The sequence below is a fragment of the Nocardioides sp. P4_G4 genome (genome assembly GCF_056401085.1).
Genome location: NZ_JBFUKA010000021.1, coordinates 14,140 through 33,884 on the forward strand (window position 1 = coordinate 14,140; position 19,745 = coordinate 33,884).

Genomic DNA, 19,745 nt, shown 5'->3' on the forward strand with positions numbered 1-19,745 from the left:
GACTCAGCGCCTTTCCTGAGCGGTGGGGTCGAGCAGGTCCCGCAGCCAGTCGCCGGCGAGGTTGAACGTGAGCACGGTGAGGACCAGGCACGCGCCGGGCGCGAACAGGAGCCAGGGAGCGGTCCGGAAGTAGAGGCGGCCCTGGTCGATCATCTGTCCCCACGACGGATCGGGGACGGGGACACCGATGCCGAGGAAGGACAGGGACGCCTCGATCAGGATGGACGAGGCGACGCCCAGGGTGGCGTAGACGATGATGGCCGGCAGCATGTGCGGGAGGATGTGCCGCCACATGATGCGCGTGTGGGACAGACCCAGGGTGCGCGCCGCCGAGATGAACTCCCGTTCCTTCAGCGAGAGCACCAGACCGCGCACGATCCGGGCCAGCGCCGTCCAGTAGATCAGGGCGATGACGATGATGACGTTGCGCTCGCTCGGACCGGTGACGGAGATCAGGGCGATGCAGAAGAGCAGGATGGGGAAGGACATGACGACGTCGGTGACGCGCATGAGGACGGTCTCGACCCAGCCGCCGAGGTAGCCGGCCACCGTCCCGACCCCGACCCCCAGCACGGTGGCGAGGCCGTTGGCGACGATGCCGATGACGAGGGAGACGCGCGCCCCGTACAGCAGGCGGGAGAGGACGTCGCGGCCGTTGGGATCGGTCCCCAGGGGGAACTTGTCCGACGGTCCGAGCGGCGCGCCCTGGTCGCTGATCCCGTCGCTGAACGTGGTGAGCGGGTCGTGTGGTGCGAGGTACGGCGCCAGGAGGGCCGCGAGGGCCAGCAGCACGAGCAGGACGAGGGAGATGAGCGCCGGGAGGTCGTGCCGCAGGCTCGAGGCGGCGCGGCGCAGGAAGACGCGCGTGTCCGGCGCGTCGGCCGTCGGGAGCTCTGCCTGACTCAACGGGATGGTCATCGTGCCTCCGCGACTGCATCGGTCCGGCTCTGGGAGGAGGCCGGGATGGGGAAGTGACACGCGACCTGCTGGCCGCCCGGAGCCGTGGCGAGCTCCGGCTGGACCTGACGACAGATGTCCTGCGCCGCTGGGCAGCGTGGGCTGAAGGGACACCCTGGGGGTGGGGAGCTGTGGCTGGGTGGCTCGCCCTGGAGTCGGGAGCGGACCCGGGCACGCGGTGCGCCCGGCTCGGGGATGGCGGTGATCAATGCCTGCGTGTAGTGGTGGGCGGGGTTGCCGAACACCTGCTCACGCGTGCCGACCTCGACCATCCGCCCGAAGTACATGATCCCGACGTCCTCGGCGATGAACCGCAGGGTGGACAGGTCGTGGGAGATGAACAGGTAGGTGAGGTCGTCCTGCTCCTGCAGGTCCTTGAGCAGGTTGAGGATCTGGGCCCGCACCGAGACGTCGAGCGCCGAGACCGCCTCGTCGCAGACGACGACGCGTGGCTCGACGGCCAGCGCACGCGCGATGGACACCCGCTGCCGCTGGCCACCGGAGAGCTGGTGCGGGTACCGGGTGGTGAAGGACGGCGGCAGTCCGACCCGCGAGAACAGGTCTCGGGTCGCCGACCTCTGGTCCGGTCGGCTGAGGCCGCGGAGCGTGAGCGCCTCGGCGACGGAGTCGCCGACCGTGACGCGGGGGTTCAGCGAGTCGTACGGATCCTGGAAGACCATCTGCATCTCGCGTCGGAACTGACGGAGGGACCGTCCGCCGAGCGCCGTGATCTCGCGTCCGCCGACGCGGAGGCTGCCGGCCTGTGGATCGGTGATCCGCATCAGGGCCCGCGCGACCGTGCTCTTGCCCGACCCGGACTCCCCCGCGATCCCGAGGGTGCGGCCCCGTCGGATGGTGAAGGACACGTCGTCGACGGCGACCACGGTCGGTCGGCCGCTGAAGCGGGGCGGCTTGAAGCGCACGGTCAGGCCGCTCACCTCCACCATCGGTCCGACGGTCTCGACGTGTCCGGTCATCGGGCCACCTCCAGGGGCTCTGCGGCGTCGGCACCCAGCGGGTGGAAGCAGGCGAAGGCGAATGGTGCCTCTGCCAGCGCGGGGGCCGCCCCGCCGTCGGGTGCGTACGCCGGGCTCAGCGCCGGGCTCAGCGCCGGCGTGGTGGGGGTCATGGTCGGCATGGCGACCAGGCACTCCTGCGTGGCTCGCGGGCACCTGGCCGCGAACGGGCATCCGTCCACGTCCTGCGCGCCGTGGGGCGGGGCACCGGGGATGCCGGGCAGCCGGTGCGGCAGGTCCTGGTCCATGCGGGGGATCGAGTCCAGCAGGGCCCGCGTGTAGGGGTGCTGGGGGGCGCGGACCACGCGCTCGGTGGGCCCCTGCTCCACGATCTGGCCGGCGTACATGATGAGGATGCGGTCGCAGAAGCTCGACACGACGCCGAGGTCGTGGCTGATGAGGATGGCCGCCGTGCCGTGGTCGTCGGTCAGCTTGTCGAGCAGGTCGAGGACCTGGCCCTGGACGGTGACGTCGAGGGCTGTGGTCGGCTCGTCGGCGATGATGAGCTGGGGTGCGCAGCTGGCGGCGATCGCGATGCAGACCCGCTGGCGCATGCCACCGCTGAAGGCGTGGGGATAGTCACGCAGCCGCGCCTCCGCGTCCGCGATGCCCACGGTGCGCAGCAGGCGGATCGCCTCGTCGCGTGCTTGGGAGCGGCCCAGGCCCCGGTGACGTCGCAGCGTCTCGGTGATCTGCTGCCCGATCCGCATCAAGGGGTTCAGGCTGGACATCGGGTCCTGGAAGATCATGGCGATCTCGGCGCCGCGCAGGCGGGTCAACCGCTTGCGGTCGTAGCCCAGGATGTCCTCGCCGTTGAAGCGGACGGATCCGGAGACGTCGGCKGTCGACGGCAGCAGGCGCATGATCGCCTGAGCGGTGACCGACTTGCCCGAGCCCGACTCACCGACGATGCCGATGCGTTCGCCCGCAGCCACGTCGAAGGAGACTCCGCGGACGGCGGGAGCGACCTCCTCGCCGGAGGCGAAGGACACTGCGAGGTCCTTGATGTCGAGTATGGCGTTCATGGGGTCCCTTGGTCGGGCCCGCGAGGTGCCACCACGCCCGGAGCAGGGGGTGGCGTGATGGCACCTCGACGGATCAGTTGGCGGCCCGGGCCTCGGAGCCGTCGTTCTTCCAGTAGTTGGTCATGTCCCAACCCCAGATGGGCTGCGAGTGGTAGTTGCCCACGTTGGCGCCGAAGACCTCCGTCTTCGTGCCGTAGTACAGCGGGACGACCGGGTTGTCGGCGAGCATCGTGGTGCCGGCCTCGTCGTAGAGGCGGGTCACCTCGTCCGGGTCCTCGGTGGCGAGCGCCTCGAGCACCGTGTCGTCCATCTCCTTGTTGCAGTAGAAGGAGTAGTTCTGGCCGCCGGGGATGGCTGCCGCGCAGGACATGAGCGCCTGGAAGAAGTTGCTGCCGTCGGGGAAGTCCGCCACCCAGAAGGTGAGGGTCATCGGCGCCTTGTCGGGCGTGGCGGCGAGCTCGAAGAACGCGCTGGGCTCCAGGGGCCGGAAGTCGGCGTCGATGCCGATCTTCTTCAGGTCCTGCTGGATCTGCGGGCCCAGGGTGGTCCACGGGTCGTCGTTCCAGGTGTAGAGCGTGGTCTTCAGCCCGTCGGGGAAGCCGGCATCGCTGAGGAGCTGCTTGGCCTTCTCGATGTCCTGGTCGTTGACCATCTCGGTGTCGCTGTAGCCGGCGATGCCGGGCGGCAGGAACTGGTTGGCCTCCTGGCCCTGCCCGTTGACGAGCTTGACCAGGAAGGAGCGGTCGATGGCGTACGAGACGGCCTCCCTGACCTTGGGGTCGTCGAACGGGGCCATCTGGGTGTTGAGCGTGAGGAAGTAGGTGCTGGGCTTGGTGATGGTCGTCGTCTGGTCCTCGAGGGCCGGGTCGTTGACGACCTCGAGGTACTTGGCGGGCGGCATCGGGTCGCCCATGAGGTCTACCTGCCCCTTCTGCACCTGGAGCAGCTGCACCGACGGGTCGACGTTGATCTTCTGGTCGACGGCATCCACGTACGGCTTGCCCTCCTCCCAGTAGTCCTCGTTGCGGGTGAGCTTGATCTCGCGCCCGGGCTCGTAGCTGTCGAAGACGAACGGGCCCGACCCGATGGGGTCGGTGGCCTGCTGGTCGCCCGTGCCCTCGGGGATCACCGAGGAGTGCGGCATCGCCAGCACGTACTTGAAGGCCGAGTTGGGGGCCGTGAGCGTGATCTGCAGCTCGTTGTCAGAGACCGCCTTGATGCCGGACACCACGCCCTGGGGGTTCTCGGAGTACTCCTTGGCGCCCTCCACTCCCTGCCAGAAGCTCTGGACCGGCGACTTGGTGGCGGGATCGAGGATGCGCGAGTAGGAGTACGCGAAGTCCTGCGCACGCACGGGGTCGCCGTTCGAGAACGTCATCCCCTCACGGATCTTCATCGTGTACGTGAGCCCGTCCTCGGAGACCTCGGGTGCCGCCTCGGCGGCCTGCGGCGCGAGTTCCATGGTGTCGCCCACGTAGTCGTAGAGGCGGTCGAAGATCATCCGCATGTTGTTCCAGCACGTGGCGTCGTAGCAGACCGCGGGATCGAACGTGTTCGGGTTGCTCGAGTAGGCGACGGTCATCGTGCCGCCGTACCTCGGATCGGACCCGCTGTCGTTCGAGGCTGTGTCGTTGGTGGTGCTGCCGGTGCACGCGCTGGCGGCCAGGGTGAGGGCACCGATCGCCGTGACCAGACGCAGTCGTTTCCGTTGCATGGACGTGCTCCTTTGATGATTCGTTGGTGCGCCCGACGCCCGGGTGCGGTGAGGTCAGTAGCCGAGGTCTCGGCGGTAGAGGTTGATCAGTGGCCTGTCCTCGAGCCAGCGGCGCAGGTTCTCGATGAACAGCGCTGCGAGGAGACCGTTCTCTCCGGCCACGGTGGAGGCCGAGTGCGGCGAGACGATGACGTTGTCCAGCCGCCACAGGGGGGACTCCTGCGGCAGCGGCTCGGTGGTGAACACGTCCAGGCACGCCCCCCGGAGGGATCCGGACTCCAAAGCCGCGATGAGGGCGTCCTCGTCGACGACCTGCCCGCGGGAGATGTTGACGAGCACCGCGTGCGAGGGGAGTGCGGCCAGCTCGGCAACCCCGACGAGGCCGTGGGTCTGCTCGGTGAGAGCGCAGCACAGGACGAGCACATCGGTGCGGGGCAGGACCGCGTCGAGCCGACGGGTGTCGATGACCTCGACGTCCTCGGGGAGGTCGTAGCTGCCTCCGGGTCGCCCGACCGCGACGACATCGGTGCCCATCGCCCGGAACGATCGGACGACCTGCTGGCCGATCTTCCCGAGGCCGACGACGGTGACGGTCTGCCCGGCGAGCTGCTCCGTGGTGTAGCGCTCCCAGTGTCGAGCCTGCTTGCAACGCTCGAGGTGGCCGAAGCCCTTGGTGAAGTGCAGGACGCCGCCGAGTGCGAACTCCGCGAGCGGGACGGCGTGGATGCCTGCGGCCGTGGTCGCGACCAAGGAGGTGTCGCACAGACCGGTACGGGTCATGAAGGCGCCGATGCCGGCGCTGGTGGCCTGGACCCAGCGGAGCTTCGGGGCACGGTCGACGAGTCGCGCCGGGTCCTGCCAGTCGAAGTCGAAGGCGACGTCCGCCCGCTGGAGCATCTCGTCCCAACGCTCCTGCTGCTCGGCGGTCAGCTCGTGAGGCGCTCCCCCGTGGTCTCCGGGGTAGCGGGGTGCCGGCACCAGCTCGGGGTCGTACATGACCTCGATGTCCGGGAAGGCGGACTCGATGGCCCTCACGTGCTGTCGCTCGAGGTGGGTCGAGATCAACACCGTGGGGAGAGCCGACATGCAACACCTCGCTGAGATCGCTGATTGTTAACAATCAGCATTAAAGTGTGAGCGGGCTCACCTTGTCAAGGGTCTTCCGTCGCTCGCACATGGAGCCCGCGGGATGGCCGCCGACGCGGCCCGTCCACTCGTTGACGCGTCGAGGACGCTCTCAGTACCGTCGACCGAACAGTCCGCTCCCGGGCGGGCTGCCCTCTGTGGCCAGGAGTCCCCCGTGGAGCGTCTCGCTCGGCTCGTCATGCGGCACCGGCTGATCGTCAGCCTCTTCTGGCTGACCACCTTCATCCTCGGTGGCGTCGCCGCCGGTCAGCTGAGCGACCGGCTGACCATCGACTTCTCGCTCCCGGGCCAGCCCGGCGACGACGCCGAGAAGCAGCTCGTCGCGAGCTACGGAGTGAGCTCGTTCGACACGTACGTCGCCGTGGTGACCGTCCCCGAGGGACAGTCCGTGACGTCCGACATCGATGCGGTCAACGGGGTGTTCGAGGCGACCGCCGCGGCCTCGCCCGGTGTCCTGGTGACCGACTTCGCGACCACCGGCGACGACAGCTTCATCGCCCCGGACGGGCTCACGACCTATGCACTGATCCAGGGGCCGCCACCGACCTCGTTCGGGCCGGGCATCGAGGCACAGCTCGAGCCCGCGCTGGCCGCGGCGTCCGACCAGGCGGGTTTGACGGCCGGGCTGACGTCCTACGGCCTGCTGTCCGCGGGCGGCGACACCGAGGGGCCGAGCGTGCTGGCAGAGACGTTGCTCGGCGCGGCGGGGGCACTCCTGGTGCTCCTGTTCGTCTTCGCGTCGTTCCTGGCGCTCCTGCCGCTGCTGATCGCCGCGGTCTCGATCCTCACGACGTTCCTGCTGGTGCTGGGGCTGACCACCTTCAGCGAGGTGAGCTTCGTCGTGCAGTTCCTGATCTCCCTCATCGGGCTCGGCGTCGCCATCGACTACTCACTGCTGCTGGTGTCGAGGTGGCGTGAGGAGCGCGCCCATGGCCGTACCAACGAGGACGCCGTGGTGGTCGCCATGCAGACCGCGGGGCACGCGGTCCTCGCCTCCGGTGTCACGGTCGCCATCAGCCTCGTGGCCCTGGTCGTGGTGCCGGTTCCGTTCCTGCGCAGCATGGGGATCGGGGGCATGCTCATCCCGCTCGTGAGCGTCGCGGTCGTGCTGACCCTGCTGCCGGCGCTGCTCTCCAAGGTCGGCCCGCGCATCGACTACCCGCGGATCCGCAAGGAGGCCACCGCCTCCCGGGGGTGGACGGCGTGGGCACGCGGCATCGTCCACCACAAGTGGCTCGCCACCGGCGCGGCGCTCGTGCTCCTGGGACTGCTGATCTACCCGGTGTCCAACCTCAAGATCGGTACCGCCAGCGTCGACTCGCTGGCCCRCAGCGGAGCGCCGTACGACGCCCTCCACACGCTGCAGACAGCCGGCGTGGGCACCGGCGTGCTGACCCCGATCGTCGTGCTCGTCGACCGCGACCAGGCCGACGCAGCGGCCGAGGCCGCCGGCCGCGTCGACGGCATCCAGGTCGCCGCGGTGTCGTCCGACCAGGCCGACCAGGCGGTGATCCAGGTCGTGCCCGTCACGGAGACGGTGGACAGCACCAGCAACGAGGTGGTGGACGCGGTGCGGACCTCCGTCCAGGACGCCGTGGACGGAGAGGTGCTGGTGACCGGCGCCGGCGCGACCGTCGAGGACTACTTCACCGCGGTCTACGACAAGTTCCCCTACGTGCTCCTCCTGATCGCGCTGATCACCTTCGTGCTCCTGATGCGGACGTTCCGCTCGATCCTGCTGCCGGTCAAGGCCGTGGCGCTCAACCTGGTGTCCCTGACCGCGGTCTTCGGCGCGGTCGTGTTCTTCTGGCAGGAGGGCCACGGTTCCGACCTGATCTTCAACGTGTCGGCGACCGGCGCCATCACGTTCTGGCTGCCGGTGGTGATCTTCGCGTTCCTGTTCGGGCTCTCGATGGACTACGAGGTCTTCATCCTGGCCCGGATGCGCGAGGAGTACGACGACACCGGCGACACCGACGAGGCCGTCATCACCGGCCTCGGGCGCACCGGCCGGCTGGTGACGTCCGCCGCGCTCATCCTGTTCTTCGCCTTCGCGGCCCTCGCGTCGGCACCAGGCACGGACATCAAGGTGCTCGGCACCGCCCTGGGGGTCGGCATCCTGATCGACGCCACCATCGTGCGCGCGCTGCTCGTGCCGGCGCTCGTCACCCTGCTGGGCCGGTCGAACTGGTGGCTGCCTGCCGGCGTGGCCAAGGTGCTCCGGGTCGAGCCGTCGCCGTTGACGCGTCGGGTCAGACGTTGAAGCGGAACTCCACGACGTCGCCGTCGACCATGACGTAGTCCTTGCCCTCCATGCGCACCTTGCCGGCCTCCTTGGCCTTCTGCATGGTGCCGAGGGCCATCAGGTCGTCGAAGGAGACGATCTCGGCCTTGATGAAGCCCTTCTGGAAGTCGGTGTGGATGACACCGGCGGCCTCGGGAGCCGTCGCGCCCTTCCTGATCGTCCAGGCCCGCGTCTCCTTGGGACCGGCGGTCAGGTAGGTCTGCAGGCCGAGGGTGTCGAAGCCGACGCGGGCGAGCACGTCCAGGCCGGGCTCCTCGACGCCCATCTCGGCGAGCATCTCGCGCGCCTCCTCGTCGGAGCCGAGCTCGACGAGCTCGGACTCGAACTTGGCGTCGAGGAAGATCGCCTCGGACGGCGCGACGATCTCCTGCATACGGGCCTTCAGGTCGTCGTCGCCCAGCTCGTCGGCGTCGCAGTTGAAGACGTAGATGAAGGGCTTGGCGGTCAGCAGGGAGAGCTCGCGCAACAGGTCGCGGTCGATCTTCGTGTCGATGACCGGGGTGCCGCCCTCGAGGGCCGTCAGCGCTTCGCGTGCGGCGTCGAGGACGGGGGCCTTCGACTTGTCGCCGCGGGCCTCCTTCTCCAGCCGCGGGATGGCCTTCTCCACGGTCTGGATGTCGGCCAGGATCAGCTCGGTCTGGATCGTCGAGATGTCGGACGACGGGTTGACCTCGCCGTCGACGTGGGTGACGTCCTCGTCGCGGAAGACCCGGGTGACCTGGCAGATGGCCGCGGACTCGCGGATGTGGGAGAGGAACTTGTTGCCGAGGCCCTCACCCTCCGAGGCGCCGCGGACGATGCCGGCGATGTCGACGAACTCCACCGTCGCGGGCAGGATCTTGGCCGAGCCGTGGACCTCCGCGAGCTTCGGAAGACGGTCGTCGGGGACCCCGACGACTCCGACGTTGGGCTCGATCGTGGCGAACGGGTAGTTCGCCGCCAGCACGTCGTTCTTGGTCAGGGCGTTGAAGAGCGTGGACTTGCCCGCGTTGGGGAGTCCGACGATGCCGATGGTGAGAGCCACGGGCCGGGAGTCTACGGGCGCGACCGCCGAATGCCCTGATCCRGGCGGCCGGTTTGGCCGGGCCACCACCTGCCCTGTTCAATCGACACAGTCGATCGACTCCGTCCACCGATTCCGTCGATCGACGTCCTTTCTCCTGCCCTCGAAGGACCCATGCCCTCCTGGCTTCTCGAGCTGCTCGTCGCGCTGCAGTTCCTCAGCCCGACCATGCCCCCCGTGCCGGACCTCGTGGTGCCGGAGACGCCGCTCGTCTCGGCCCCGCCCGTGGCGGGCCCGGTGGAGGTCTACAACGACGGCTTCGACGCGCCGTACGCCGAGCGCTGGTCGCACGTCTCGACGTCCAACGCCGACCGGATCACCCAGACGACGTACGACGGTCGCACGGTGCTCGAGATGCGCCCCGAGGCCCACCTGGGGTCGCTGGCCTCCGTCCCCTTCGAGGTCGGCACCACCTATCGCGTCTCGGCGACGCTCAAGATGCCGAAGGAGACCGGGGTGCACCCGGCCTTCTGGCTGCGCACGGACGACACCCAGCGGGTCGGCGAGATCGACGTCGTGGAGAGCTGGGGCGGCAAGCCGCGCTGCGGGCGGGTGCTCGCGGCGTACTACTGGCGCTACTCCCCGCCGATCGGCGACAAGGCCTGCCTGGGTGACTCCTACCCCCGGGACATGGACCAGTGGCACGAGTACTCGGTGGAGTTCACCTACATGGGTCCCGGACAGGACGCCGCCACCGTCTCCCCCGTGCCCACGCGGTTCTTCGTCGACGGCGTCGAGACGTGGTCCACCGACCACGCGCCGGTGGCCCCCGAGCACATGCGCCTCCAGGTCAAGCGGAACTGCGCCGACGAGGAGCAGCCCACCTGCGGAGAGACCTCGTCCTCACCCTCGATGTACGTCGACCAGGTGCGCGTGGAGCAGGTCGGCCGGCAGACCACGGGCACCCCGGCGGACCTGGTGGCGATCCGGGAGCCCGCCACCGGCGGCGTCGAGGCCCACGTGCTCGACGCGGCGTCGGGCTACGCGGCGTACTCCAACCAGACGGGCCTGCCCCTCACCGAGCAGGGCTGGAGCTACGCGACCGGCGACTTCGACGGCGACCGCGCCACCGACGTCTACGCCGTGCTGCCCGAGGGAGCCGGGACGGCCCAGGTCAAGGTGCTCGACGGGAGCGAGTACCTCCACTCCTTCCTCAGCCACGCGACCATCCTCCAGCGCGACACGCGGCTCGGGCGCGCGGAGTTCGTCGCGGGCGACTACGACGGCGACGGCCGCGACGACCTGTGGGTGGTCGACCTCGACGAGGACGGTCGACTGGCCGTCAGCGTGCTCGACGCCTCCACGGGCTTCCAGACCGAGCTGTCCCACGCCGCCACGGCCGCCCCGGCGCTGGACCCGGACCGCTGGCAGGTCACCGCCGGCGACTACGACTTCGACGGGCGCGACGACCTCTACCTCGTCGACCTGCAGTCCGACGGCCGCACGGCGGTGCACGTGCTCGACGCGAAGACCGGTTTCACCACCTTCCTCGCGCAGACCTACACCGCGGCACCCGCGGTGGACCCGGGGACCTGGTCGGTCAGCGCCGCCGACCCGAACGGCGACGGCCGTGACGACCTGCTGATGGTCAACAAGGCGGGCGCGACGACCGAGGTGCACGCGCTGGACGCGGCGACCGGCTTCTCGACGTACCTCCTGCAGACCGCGACGGCCCTGGGGCCGACCGCCGACGACACGTGGACCGTCCGGGGCTGACGTCCTCGTCCGTCCCGGCGCGTCGGGCCGTGCCCGCAGTTCCACGGTCGTGGAAAACTCGGGCCATGACCCAGGCACCGGCCCCGGCCACCCCGTCCTCCCCCGGACTGCGCGAGCCCGCGCACCAGGTGTCCCCCCGCGCCGTCGGCTTCTGGCGCGTCGCGGCCATGATCCCGTCCGTGGTCCTCGCCCTGGTCCTCGTCGCCGCGTACGTCGCGTGGTGGCTGTCGGCGGGCACGCCGCCGTGGTGGTCCCTGGCGCTCGGCGTGCTCGCCCTCGTCGCCCTGGCGACGTACCCCGCCGTGATGCCGCCGGTGCGCTACCGGGTGCACCGCTGGGAGGTCACCGACACCGCGATCCACACACGCTCGGGGTGGGTGACCATCAGCTCACGGATCGCCCCGCTCAGCCGGGTGCAGACCGTCGACTCCCGCCAGGGGGCGTTGATGCGGGTGTTCGGCCTCGCCTCCCTGACCGTCACCACCGCCTCGGCCGCCGGGCCCATCACGATCGACTGCCTCGACGCCGAGCAGGCACGCGAGCTGGTGGCGACCCTGACCGCCATCACCGGCGCCAGCGAGGGCGACGCCACGTGAGTCCGGAGGTGGACCCCGACTCCGGCGGGTGGCAGCGGCTCGACCCGCGCAACCTCCTGCTCGACCCGGTCAAGACGGTCGGCCAGTTCCTGGTGCCGGCGCTGATCGCCTTCGTCGGCCTCAGCTCGCGCCGCGACGACGGGATGCCGTGGTGGTCGGTGCCGCTGCTGGTGCTCGGTGCGGTCGCCCTCGGGGTGCTGCCCTGGCTGACCACGTCCTGGCGGGTCACAGGGACCCAGTTCCAGAAGCGCACCGGCCTGCTCACCAAGACCACCTCCACCGCGCCGCTCGACCGGGTCCGCAGCGTCGACCTGGAGTCCTCGCTCCTGCACCGGGTCCTCGGGCTGGCCAAGGTGCAGATCGGGACCGGGGTCGACGACGACCGGATCACCCTCGACGCCATCTCCCGAGAGCGGGCCGCCGAGCTCCGCGCCCACCTGCTGGCCCGGCGGCAGGGCGGCGTACCGGTGGCGGCGGAGGCGTACGCCGACCCCACGACCCCCGTCGTCGCGCCTGCTCCCGTCGAGTCGCTGCTGGCCGCCATCGACTGGTCGTGGCTGCGCTTCGCCCCGTTCAGCCTGGCGAGACTCGTCCTGATCGCTGGCCTCGTGGGCCTGTTCGCCCAGTTCGCCGACGACCTCCCCTTCCTGGACCAGGAGCACCTCAGCAGCGGCTGGCAGTGGGTGACGTCCTTTGCCGTCTGGCTCGTCGTCCTGCTGGTGCTCGCGATCGGCCTCGTGGGCTGGGTCGCGGTCGCGGTCACGGGCTACGTCGTCCAGTGGTGGGACATGCGCCTGACCCGCGGGCAGGGGTCGCTGCACCTGACGGCCGGTCTCTTCACCACCCGCTCGATCAGCGTCGAGGAGACGCGGGTGCGGGGCGTGGAGATGCGCGAGCCGTTGCTGCTGCGCGCCGTCGGGGGCGGCGAGCTGTCCACCCTCGCGACCGGCRTCGGCAGCGAGGGCGTCACCCGGATCCTGCCGCCCTGCCCCCGCGAGGTGTGCGTCCACGTCGGCGACGACGTGCTGGCCGAGCCCGGCCGCCTCACGACCCCGCTCGTCGCCCACGGCCCGGCCGCGCGACGTCGCAGCCACGTGCGTGAGGCCCGCGGCGTGCTCGTGCTCGCCGCCCTGGCCGTGCTCCCCGTCGTGCTCACCGACGTCGGCTTGCTCGGCTGGTGGCTGCCGGTGGCGGTGCTCGTCATCGGGCTCCCGGCGAGCGTCGCGGTCGCCGAGGCGTCGTACCGGCACCTGGGCCACGTCCTCGTCCGCGAGCCCGGCGCGGCGTCACACCTCGTCGTGGGCCACGCCGAGGCGGCCCGCGTGCGCACCGTGCTCGAGACCGACGGGATCATCGGCTGGGTGGTCAACGAGACGTGGTTCCAGCGCCGGGTCGGGCTCGCCGACCTGGTCGCGACCACCGCGGCGGGCGCGGAGCGGGTCCTCGTGCGCGACGTCCCCCGGGAGCGTGCGATCGCGCTCGCCGACGCTGCGACGCCGGATGTGCTCACCGCCTGGACCCTCTGAACGGCCGGATCCCGGACGCACGAACGCCCCTCGAGCTCGGGACAGGAGGGGCGTTCGCGGTTCGGTGCGGATCAGGCGCCGTAGAGCGCCACGATCCCCTGGCGGTCGGTGGCCGTCATGCTCAGGTTGCTGCTCGTGCCGTTGCACTGGGGGTAGTGCATGATCGAGGAGGAGTCGTACGGCGTCAGCGGGCGCCAGTTGTTGTCCTCGAAGCAGGTGCCGGCCTCGGGGCGGGTGTGCTCGTGACGGAAGCCGAGCGCATGGCCGAGCTCGTGGGCCAGGATGTTGGACGGGGTCCAGGAGCCCGAGTTCTGCAGCGAGGTGGCGTTGACCAGCACGTTGCGCGAGCGGTCGGCCGTGCTCGGGAAGAACGCCCGGGCGATGTACTGCGTGGTGCTGGTCGGCTCGACCGAGAAGAGCACCGCGTTGTTGCGGGTCGTGCAGCTGGCGTCGTTGGCCGGCAGGTAGGTGAAGTTGACCTTGGACGAGGCCGCCTCCCACTGGCCCGATCCGGCGGCCATGGCGTTGACGACGGCGGCGTACTGGCTGCCGAACTTGGTGCTCACGCAGTAGGTGAGGTTCATCGCCTGCGTGGCGGTCCACTTGTCGTCACGACCGCTGACGGTGTTGACCACGAGGCCGTTCTCGGTGGTCTTCTTGGAGCTGCCGACCATCGACTCGTAGAACGTCTTGAGGTCGCTGGTGGTGGAGACGGGCTCGTCACCGTTGACGATGTACTGGTTGTCGACGTCCTTGAAGGTCTGCGAGTGGAACTCGGAGAAGGTGGGGATGTCGCTGTCCGTGGCCGCCAGCGCCGGTGTGGCGACCGACGTGAGAGTGGCGGCCAGGACGGCTGCGGAGGCGAGGGCGAGCTGCCCGAGACGGCTGCGCTGCATGGTGGAGCTCCTCAGGGATGGTGGATGTAGGCACACTCAGCCCGGGGGTCCAGCAGTGGCACCTGTTTCCCGAGAACAGTGCGTGGGGAGAACCTTGCGCACCACGATTGCCCGTGTAAAGGGCTACCTGTGGAAAATTCTGCCGAAGGGGGCCCGAGCCCCCACCGGTCTCAGACGGTGGCCCGAGCCTCCGCGGGCACGCTGTCGACCTCGACACCGACCTCGGCCGGTGCCTCGTAGAGCGCCTCCTCGTTCTCCGGGGTCACGCCACGCCGGCGCTGCCACGACGCCACGTAGGCCACCAGGAAGGGTGCCGTGAACGCCGTCGTCACCACGGCCGCCGCGACCTGTGCCGTGGCGACCTCCTGGACCGCGAGGAAGGTCGGGTCGACGGATGCGACGGCCACCGGGGTCGCGATCGCGTTGCCGGCCGTGCTGGCCTCGCTCACGCCTGCGACCAGGTTGCGGGTGGGTCGGGGGTGACGCCGCACGACGTGCCAGCCGTAGAGGGCCAGCACGGCCGCGCCGCCGGAGAGCACCACCGTGGCCAGCCCCAGCAGGACGCCGATCGCTCCTGAGGTGGCGAGCACCGAGAAGTCGATGCCGGCACCGAGGGCGAAGGCCGCGAACGGGATGATGAGCTTCTCGCCGGGGGCCAGGAACTCACGCGCGATGGTGCTCGTGTTCCCGAGCACGAAGCCGAGGGCCATCGGCAGGATCGCGGCGGCCAGAGCCATGATCGGGAAGTCGGCCAGGCCGGCAGCCCCGAGGGCGACCAGGGTGAGGAACGGGCCGTCGTTGATGGACAGCATCGAGATGGCGCCCTTGTCGGTCTTGTTGCCGAACTGGCTGGTCAGGGCGACGTACAGGGAGCCGTTGGAGTTGGACATGGCCGCGATGACCGCCAGCGGCACGAGCCCCCACAGGTTGCCGTCCGGGGTCAGGAACGCGACGACCAGTCCCGCGACCACCGCCACGCCGTACTTGGCGAGCAGGAGCACGAGCCCCTTCTCGATCGAGGGCAGGGCCGCGCGCAGCTGGATCTGCGCCCCGACGGAGAGGAAGAAGAGGCCGATCAGCACCGGGGCGCCCTCCTTGAACAGGGCGGTGGTGAAGCTGCCGATCATCAGCAGGTCGGGGGCAAGGGTGTTGACGAGCGCGCCGAGGAACAGCGGCACGATCATCAGGGCGCCCGGGATGCGGCCGATGGCGCGAAGCAGTGAGTCCATGAGAGTCCTTCCGGTGCGGGCGCGGGGGTGCCGCGTCCCAGGGGTGAGGTGGGGATGGGGACCGGGCGTGTCAGCCCTGGTCACCACCGCCGACCGGCAGGACGCTGCCGGTGACGTAGGAGGCCTCGTCGGAGGCGAGGAAGAGGATCGGCGCGGCCTGCTCGGCGAGGGTGCCGTAGCGACCCAGGTGCGTGCTGGCGACCGTCTGGGCGACGATCTCGTCGTACCAGGCTCCGTCCTCGGCACCCAGCTCGGCGTCGTTGCGGGGCACCCGCCTGGCCGGCGCCTCGGTGCCTCCGGGCGCGGTGGCCACGACCCGCACGCCCTTGCTCGCCGCCTCGAAGGCGAGGGAGGCGGTCAGGGCGTTCACGCCGCCCTTGGCCGCGGCGTACGGCACGCGGTTGACGCTGCGGGTGGCGATCGAGGAGACGTTGACGATCGTGCCGCGGCCACGGTCCACCATGTGCGGCAGCACGGCGCGACAGCACCACAGCGTGGGGAACAGCGACCGGGTGATCTCCTGCTCGATCGCGGCGACGTCGTAGTGCTCGAACGGACGGGTCCAGATGGTGCCGCCGACGTTGTTGATCCACACGTCCACCCGGCCGTGCTCGGCCAGCGCCCGCGACACGAGTGCCTCGGCGCCGTCGTAGCGCTCGAGGTCGCACTCGTGCGCCACGGCGGTCGCGCCCTCGGCACGGATCGACGCGGCCACCTCCTCGACCAGGGGCGACCGGTCCCCCAGCACGACGGCACCTCCCTCGGCGGCCACCCGCTGGGCCACGGCGGCCCCGATGCCCTGGGCCGAGCCCGTCACCACCACGACCCTGTCGTCGAACCTGCCTGGGAACACCACGGGACCTCCTGGACGATGCGGGGGTGACGGTCGTCACGCGAGGCGAATCTGGCACGGACATTGATCGGAGGGGAAAGACCAATCCGCACTCAATCGACTGCTCGCGTCTATCGACCGAGGTCAGAGCGCCGCGGCCGCCTCCCCTGCCTGCAGTCAAGGGCTCTCTCCTAGGCTGGTGCGGTGCGCATCGCCACCTGGAACGTCAACTCCCTCCGCTCCCGCATCGACCGAGTCGAGGCCTTCCTCCAGCGTCACGAGGTCGACGTCCTGGCCCTGCAGGAGACCAAGGCGCGCGAGGACCAGCTCCCGCTGATGGGCCTGCAGGCCCTGGGGTACGAGGTGGCGGTCGCCGGCACCAACCAGTGGAACGGCGTCGCGATCGTCTCTCGCGTCGGCCTCGAGGACGTCCGGGTGGGCTTCGAGGCGATGCCGGGGTACGGCGACCCGCTGGCCCCCGAGTCGCGTGCGATCGCGGCCCGGTGCGGCGGCGTGGACATCTGGTCGCTGTACGTCCCTAACGGCCGCAAGCCCGACGACCCGCACTACGCCTACAAGCTCGACTGGCTGGCGCGGCTGCGCGAGGCCGCCGGGTCGTGGCTCGACGGGGACACGGCGCTGGTCGGCGACTGGAACATCTGCCCCACCGACGACGACGTCTTCGACCCCGCGCAGTTCCTGAAGTCCACCCACGTGACTCCCCCGGAGCGGGCCGCCTTCCAGGGCTTCCTCGACGACGGGTACGTCGAGGTCACCCGCGCGCACGACCCCGGGTACACCTACTGGGACTACTACCGGCAGCGCTTCGAGCGCGACCGGGGGCTCAAGATCGACTTCGTGGTCGCCTCGCCGTCGCTCGCCGGGCGGGTGAGCGGAGCCTTCATCGACCGCGACGAACGCGACCCCGCCCAAGGCACCGGGTCGCCCTCGGACCACGCCCCGGTCGTCGTCGACGTCGACTGAGCCGTCCGGGGTCCACCGCGTTGTCGGTGGCCTGGTCCATGCTCGCCCCATGGACCTCCTGACCACTTCCCTGACCCTGCTCGTCGGTCTGGCGCTCGGCGGGCTGATCGGCCTGCTCTGGGCCCGGTCCCGCCCGCAGGACAGCGGGATCGTCGCCGCCCTCGAGGCGCGCGAGCGCCGCGAGACGACCGACCAGGCACTGGTGCGCGACGGGTTGATGCGCCTGCACGACCAGCTCCGCGACATCGACCAGACGCGCGCCTCGTGGCAGGGCCAGCTGAGCCAGCAGGTCACCGACATGCGGCTCACGGCGGAGTCGCTGCGTCGCGAGACCTCGTCGCTGGCCACGGCCCTGCGCAAGCCCCAGGTGCGGGGCCGGTGGGGCGAGATGCACCTGCGGCGGGCCGTCGAGCTGGCCGGGCTGGTCGACCGCTGCGACTTCACCGAGCAGGTCCAGCTCGCCGACGGCGTGCTGCGCCCGGACCTCGTCGTGCGGCTGGCCGGCGGCAAGGCGGTGGTCGTCGACGCCAAGGTGCCCCTCGACGCCTTCCTGGACGCGACCGGTGCGGAGGACGACGAGGAGCGGGACGCCCACCTGCGCCGCCACGTGTCCCAGCTGCGCAGGCACGTCGACCAGCTCGGGGCCAAGGCCTACTGGCGCGCGCTCGACGAGACCCCCGAGTTCGTGGTGATGTTCGTGCCCGCCGAGGCCTTCCTGGCCGCCGCGCTGGAGACCCAGGGCGACCTCCTGGAGTATGCCGCCGCCCGCCAGGTCGTGCTCGCCACCCCGACCACCCTCATCGCCCTGCTGCGCACCGTCGCGCACGGCTGGTCGCACGAGACACTGGCCAGCCAGGCGGCGGAGGTTCAGCGCCTCGGTCGCGAGCTGCACGAGCGGCTCGGCACCCTCGGCGGGCACCTCGACCGGATCGGTCGGTCGCTGGGCACCGCCGTCTCCTCCTACAACGCCGCCGTCGGCTCGCTGGAGGGGCGGGTCCTCGTCACCGCCCGCCGGTTCGGCGAGATGGGCGTCACCAACGACGACCTGCCCTCACCGCGCCAGGTGGAGGAGGCACCGCGGTCGCTGTCGGCGCCGGAGCTCGAGGTGCCCGACGAGGGGCTCCACCCCGGGCCACGCGACCTCGAGGCACGAGACTTCGACGCGCTGGGCGACGTCGCCCGACCGGGGCGGGTCGAGACGCTCTTCGACGGATCCTTCGGCCCGGTGTCCCCTGCTCCGGTCGACGACCGGGACGACCGGGCCCGGGGGGCCTGAGAGGTGGTCGGGCCCGTCGCCTCAGCGCCAACGGTGCCGGCTGCTCGGCGTCGGGTGGCCGGCAGGCACGTCGCCGACCTCGATCTCCGCGCCGTACGTCCAGGGGTCGAGCAGCGGCAGGTAGCTCCCGCTCCAGAAGGTCCCGGGGTCGAACCACTGTGCCTTCCGGTCGTCCGCCACCAGGCCCATCTCCTGCATCGTCAGGGCGACGACCTCGGCACAGAAGGCCGCCTCCGGGCGCACCTGCTGACCACGCTTGCGCCGCGCGACGTAGGCGTCCCGACCCCGCAGCCAGCGACCGGCGAGCCGGGTCGTCGTGGGGAACGAGACCCCGTCGAGCCGGGCCACCGCGCGCAGCAGGGCGTCCTCCTCCACCCGCCCCACCTCCGGGCTGACCTGTCGCATCCAGGCCTGCTGCCCGTACTTCTCCTGCCACTGGCCGACGGCGGCCCGCAGGTCGTGGAGCTGGACGCCGCGGTGGTTCTCGCCCGACCACACGTCCGGCAGCGACCGGCCCAGCTCGGCGTGCCACATGAGGGGCGGCAGGTCGTCGATGACCACGGCCATCCCGACGTGGTTGACCGGCGCGTTGGTCAGCGTCTGGATGGCTCGGTCGGCCGCGGTGCGGCCGCGGAAGAGCCACAGGTCCCCGGTCCGGGTGAGGTCGGCCGCCGCGTCCAGGGTGAGGTGCTCGGGCATGGCGGACAGTCTGGACCACGCTCGGCCACGGCCGCAGGATCCGCGTCGCCGACGTCGGGTCGCACTAGCCTTCCGCCATGGCACACGCATGGTGGAAGTGGCTGGGGCTGGCCGGCGTCGTGGGCGTCGCCGCCACCGGAGCGGCGATGGCCCGCCAGGAGCGGGTGCGTCGCGCCTACACCCCCGACGAGGTCCGCGACCGGCTGCACGCCCGCCACGCCGCCGCCGAGGCCGCGGCGGCAGGCGACGGCGACGACTCCCCGCCCGCTTGACCTCCGGCGCGGCTCCACCGCGAGTGGACGCGCCCGGCCTACGGTGGCCCCGTGAGCCAGACGAGGGCCCAGTCGGGCTCGTTGTGGACCGACGGTGTCGAGCCGGGCCGACAGGCCGTGGCGCTCGGCGTGGCCGTCGCGCTCACCGTCGTGGTCATCAACCTGGTCCTGGTCGGTGAGCTCAGCCTCTTCTTCGACCTGTGCTTCGTCGTGCTCTGCCTGGGGCTGGCCCTCGTGGTGACACCGCACGACTTCTTCGCCGTCGGGGTGCTGCCTCCGCTCATCATGGTCGCGATCTTCACCCTCCTCGGATCCGTCGCGCCGGCGACGGTCGCCGATGCCGGCGACGGGGTCCCGCAGGCGGTGCTCTCCGGGCTCGCGCACCACAGCACCGCGCTCGTCGCCGGGTACGTCCTGTGCCTCGGCACCCTGGCCCTGCGCCGGCGCACCCTCGCGCGCGACGCGCTGACCGAGGACTGACCGGCCGGTTCGC

General features: G+C 70.8%; 18 protein-coding genes. 8 read left to right on the forward strand and 10 right to left on the reverse strand.

What is annotated here, in order from left to right; translation table 11 throughout:
• Positions 1 to 3: 3 nt before the first annotated feature.
• From AC1DQF_RS06945 to AC1DQF_RS06965, 5 genes are all read right to left on the reverse strand, one after another.
• Entirely contained in the window at positions 4 to 918 is a 915-nt protein-coding gene (locus AC1DQF_RS06945; RefSeq protein WP_477524483.1) for an ABC transporter permease, read from the reverse strand.
• Complete coding sequence (locus AC1DQF_RS06950; protein WP_477524484.1) at positions 915 to 1,934, reverse strand: ABC transporter ATP-binding protein; 1,020 nt, start codon at positions 1,932 to 1,934, stop codon at positions 915 to 917. The genes AC1DQF_RS06945 and AC1DQF_RS06950 overlap by 4 nt, the downstream gene beginning before the upstream one ends.
• Complete coding sequence (locus AC1DQF_RS06955; protein WP_477524485.1) at positions 1,931 to 2,998, reverse strand: ABC transporter ATP-binding protein; 1,068 nt, start codon at positions 2,996 to 2,998, stop codon at positions 1,931 to 1,933. Before AC1DQF_RS06955 ends, AC1DQF_RS06950 begins: the two co-directional genes overlap by 4 nt.
• A gap of 73 nt (positions 2,999 to 3,071) precedes the next feature.
• On the reverse strand, positions 3,072 to 4,712 hold the full coding sequence (locus AC1DQF_RS06960; protein ID WP_477524486.1) for an ABC transporter substrate-binding protein: 1,641 nt from the start codon (positions 4,710 to 4,712) through the stop codon (positions 3,072 to 3,074).
• Between the two features lie 54 nt (positions 4,713 to 4,766).
• Complete coding sequence (locus AC1DQF_RS06965; protein ID WP_477524487.1) at positions 4,767 to 5,798, reverse strand: D-2-hydroxyacid dehydrogenase; 1,032 nt, start codon at positions 5,796 to 5,798, stop codon at positions 4,767 to 4,769.
• Positions 5,799 to 6,012: 214 nt separating this feature from the next.
• Here AC1DQF_RS06965 and AC1DQF_RS06970 point away from each other — a divergent pair, with 214 nt between their 5' ends.
• Complete coding sequence (locus AC1DQF_RS06970; RefSeq protein ID WP_477524488.1) at positions 6,013 to 8,121, forward strand: MMPL family transporter; 2,109 nt, start codon at positions 6,013 to 6,015, stop codon at positions 8,119 to 8,121.
• On the opposite strand, the gene ychF is transcribed toward AC1DQF_RS06970, so the two are convergent.
• On the reverse strand, positions 8,111 to 9,187 hold the full coding sequence (gene ychF / locus AC1DQF_RS06975; protein WP_477524489.1) for a redox-regulated ATPase YchF: 1,077 nt from the start codon (positions 9,185 to 9,187) through the stop codon (positions 8,111 to 8,113). The genes AC1DQF_RS06970 and ychF overlap by 11 nt on opposite strands.
• A gap of 153 nt (positions 9,188 to 9,340) precedes the next feature.
• On the opposite strand from ychF, the gene AC1DQF_RS06980 reads away from it, so the two are divergent.
• From AC1DQF_RS06980 to AC1DQF_RS06990, 3 genes are all read left to right on the forward strand, one after another.
• Entirely contained in the window at positions 9,341 to 10,942 is a 1,602-nt protein-coding gene (locus AC1DQF_RS06980; RefSeq protein ID WP_477524490.1) for an FG-GAP-like repeat-containing protein, read from the forward strand.
• A gap of 65 nt (positions 10,943 to 11,007) precedes the next feature.
• Positions 11,008 to 11,538, forward strand: a complete 531-nt coding sequence (locus tag AC1DQF_RS06985) for a PH domain-containing protein (protein WP_477524491.1) — start codon at positions 11,008 to 11,010, stop codon at positions 11,536 to 11,538.
• Positions 11,535 to 13,064 (forward strand): PH domain-containing protein, encoded by a 1,530-nt coding sequence (locus AC1DQF_RS06990; protein ID WP_477524492.1) that lies wholly within the window; start codon positions 11,535 to 11,537, stop codon positions 13,062 to 13,064. The genes AC1DQF_RS06985 and AC1DQF_RS06990 overlap by 4 nt, the downstream gene beginning before the upstream one ends.
• Positions 13,065 to 13,135: 71 nt before the next feature.
• On the opposite strand, the gene AC1DQF_RS06995 is transcribed toward AC1DQF_RS06990, so the two are convergent.
• From AC1DQF_RS06995 to AC1DQF_RS07005, 3 genes are all read right to left on the reverse strand, one after another.
• A complete protein-coding gene (locus AC1DQF_RS06995) occupies positions 13,136 to 13,960 on the reverse strand; it encodes a M57 family metalloprotease (protein ID WP_477524493.1) in 825 nt (274 codons plus the stop codon).
• A 170-nt stretch (positions 13,961 to 14,130) separates the two neighbouring features.
• Positions 14,131 to 15,189 carry a 2-keto-3-deoxygluconate permease gene (locus AC1DQF_RS07000; protein ID WP_477524494.1) on the reverse strand — a complete coding sequence of 353 codons (1,059 nt, stop codon included), beginning with the start codon at positions 15,187 to 15,189 and terminating at the stop codon, positions 14,131 to 14,133.
• Between the two features lie 70 nt (positions 15,190 to 15,259).
• Entirely contained in the window at positions 15,260 to 16,042 is a 783-nt protein-coding gene (locus AC1DQF_RS07005) for a 1,6-dihydroxycyclohexa-2,4-diene-1-carboxylate dehydrogenase (RefSeq protein WP_477524495.1), read from the reverse strand.
• A 183-nt stretch (positions 16,043 to 16,225) separates the two neighbouring features.
• Here AC1DQF_RS07005 and AC1DQF_RS07010 point away from each other — a divergent pair, with 183 nt between their 5' ends.
• Both AC1DQF_RS07010 and AC1DQF_RS07015 read left to right on the forward strand, forming a co-directional pair.
• Complete coding sequence (locus AC1DQF_RS07010) at positions 16,226 to 17,005, forward strand: exodeoxyribonuclease III (protein ID WP_477524496.1); 780 nt, start codon at positions 16,226 to 16,228, stop codon at positions 17,003 to 17,005.
• Between the two features lie 49 nt (positions 17,006 to 17,054).
• A complete protein-coding gene (locus AC1DQF_RS07015; RefSeq protein WP_477524497.1) occupies positions 17,055 to 18,281 on the forward strand; it encodes a DNA recombination protein RmuC in 1,227 nt (408 codons plus the stop codon).
• A gap of 21 nt (positions 18,282 to 18,302) precedes the next feature.
• Here the strand turns inward: AC1DQF_RS07015 and AC1DQF_RS07020 are convergent, their stop codons facing one another.
• A complete protein-coding gene (locus AC1DQF_RS07020) occupies positions 18,303 to 18,980 on the reverse strand; it encodes a hypothetical protein (RefSeq protein WP_477524498.1) in 678 nt (225 codons plus the stop codon).
• 77 nt (positions 18,981 to 19,057) lie between these two features.
• Between AC1DQF_RS07020 and AC1DQF_RS07025 the strand changes: the two genes are divergently transcribed.
• Together AC1DQF_RS07025 and AC1DQF_RS07030 are read left to right on the forward strand one after the other, a co-directional pair.
• Positions 19,058 to 19,252, forward strand: coding sequence for a hypothetical protein (locus AC1DQF_RS07025; protein ID WP_477524499.1), 195 nt, complete (start codon positions 19,058 to 19,060; stop codon positions 19,250 to 19,252).
• 51 nt (positions 19,253 to 19,303) lie between these two features.
• Positions 19,304 to 19,732 (forward strand): DUF6542 domain-containing protein, encoded by a 429-nt coding sequence (locus tag AC1DQF_RS07030; protein WP_477524500.1) that lies wholly within the window; start codon positions 19,304 to 19,306, stop codon positions 19,730 to 19,732.
• Positions 19,733 to 19,745: the final 13 nt, after the last annotated feature.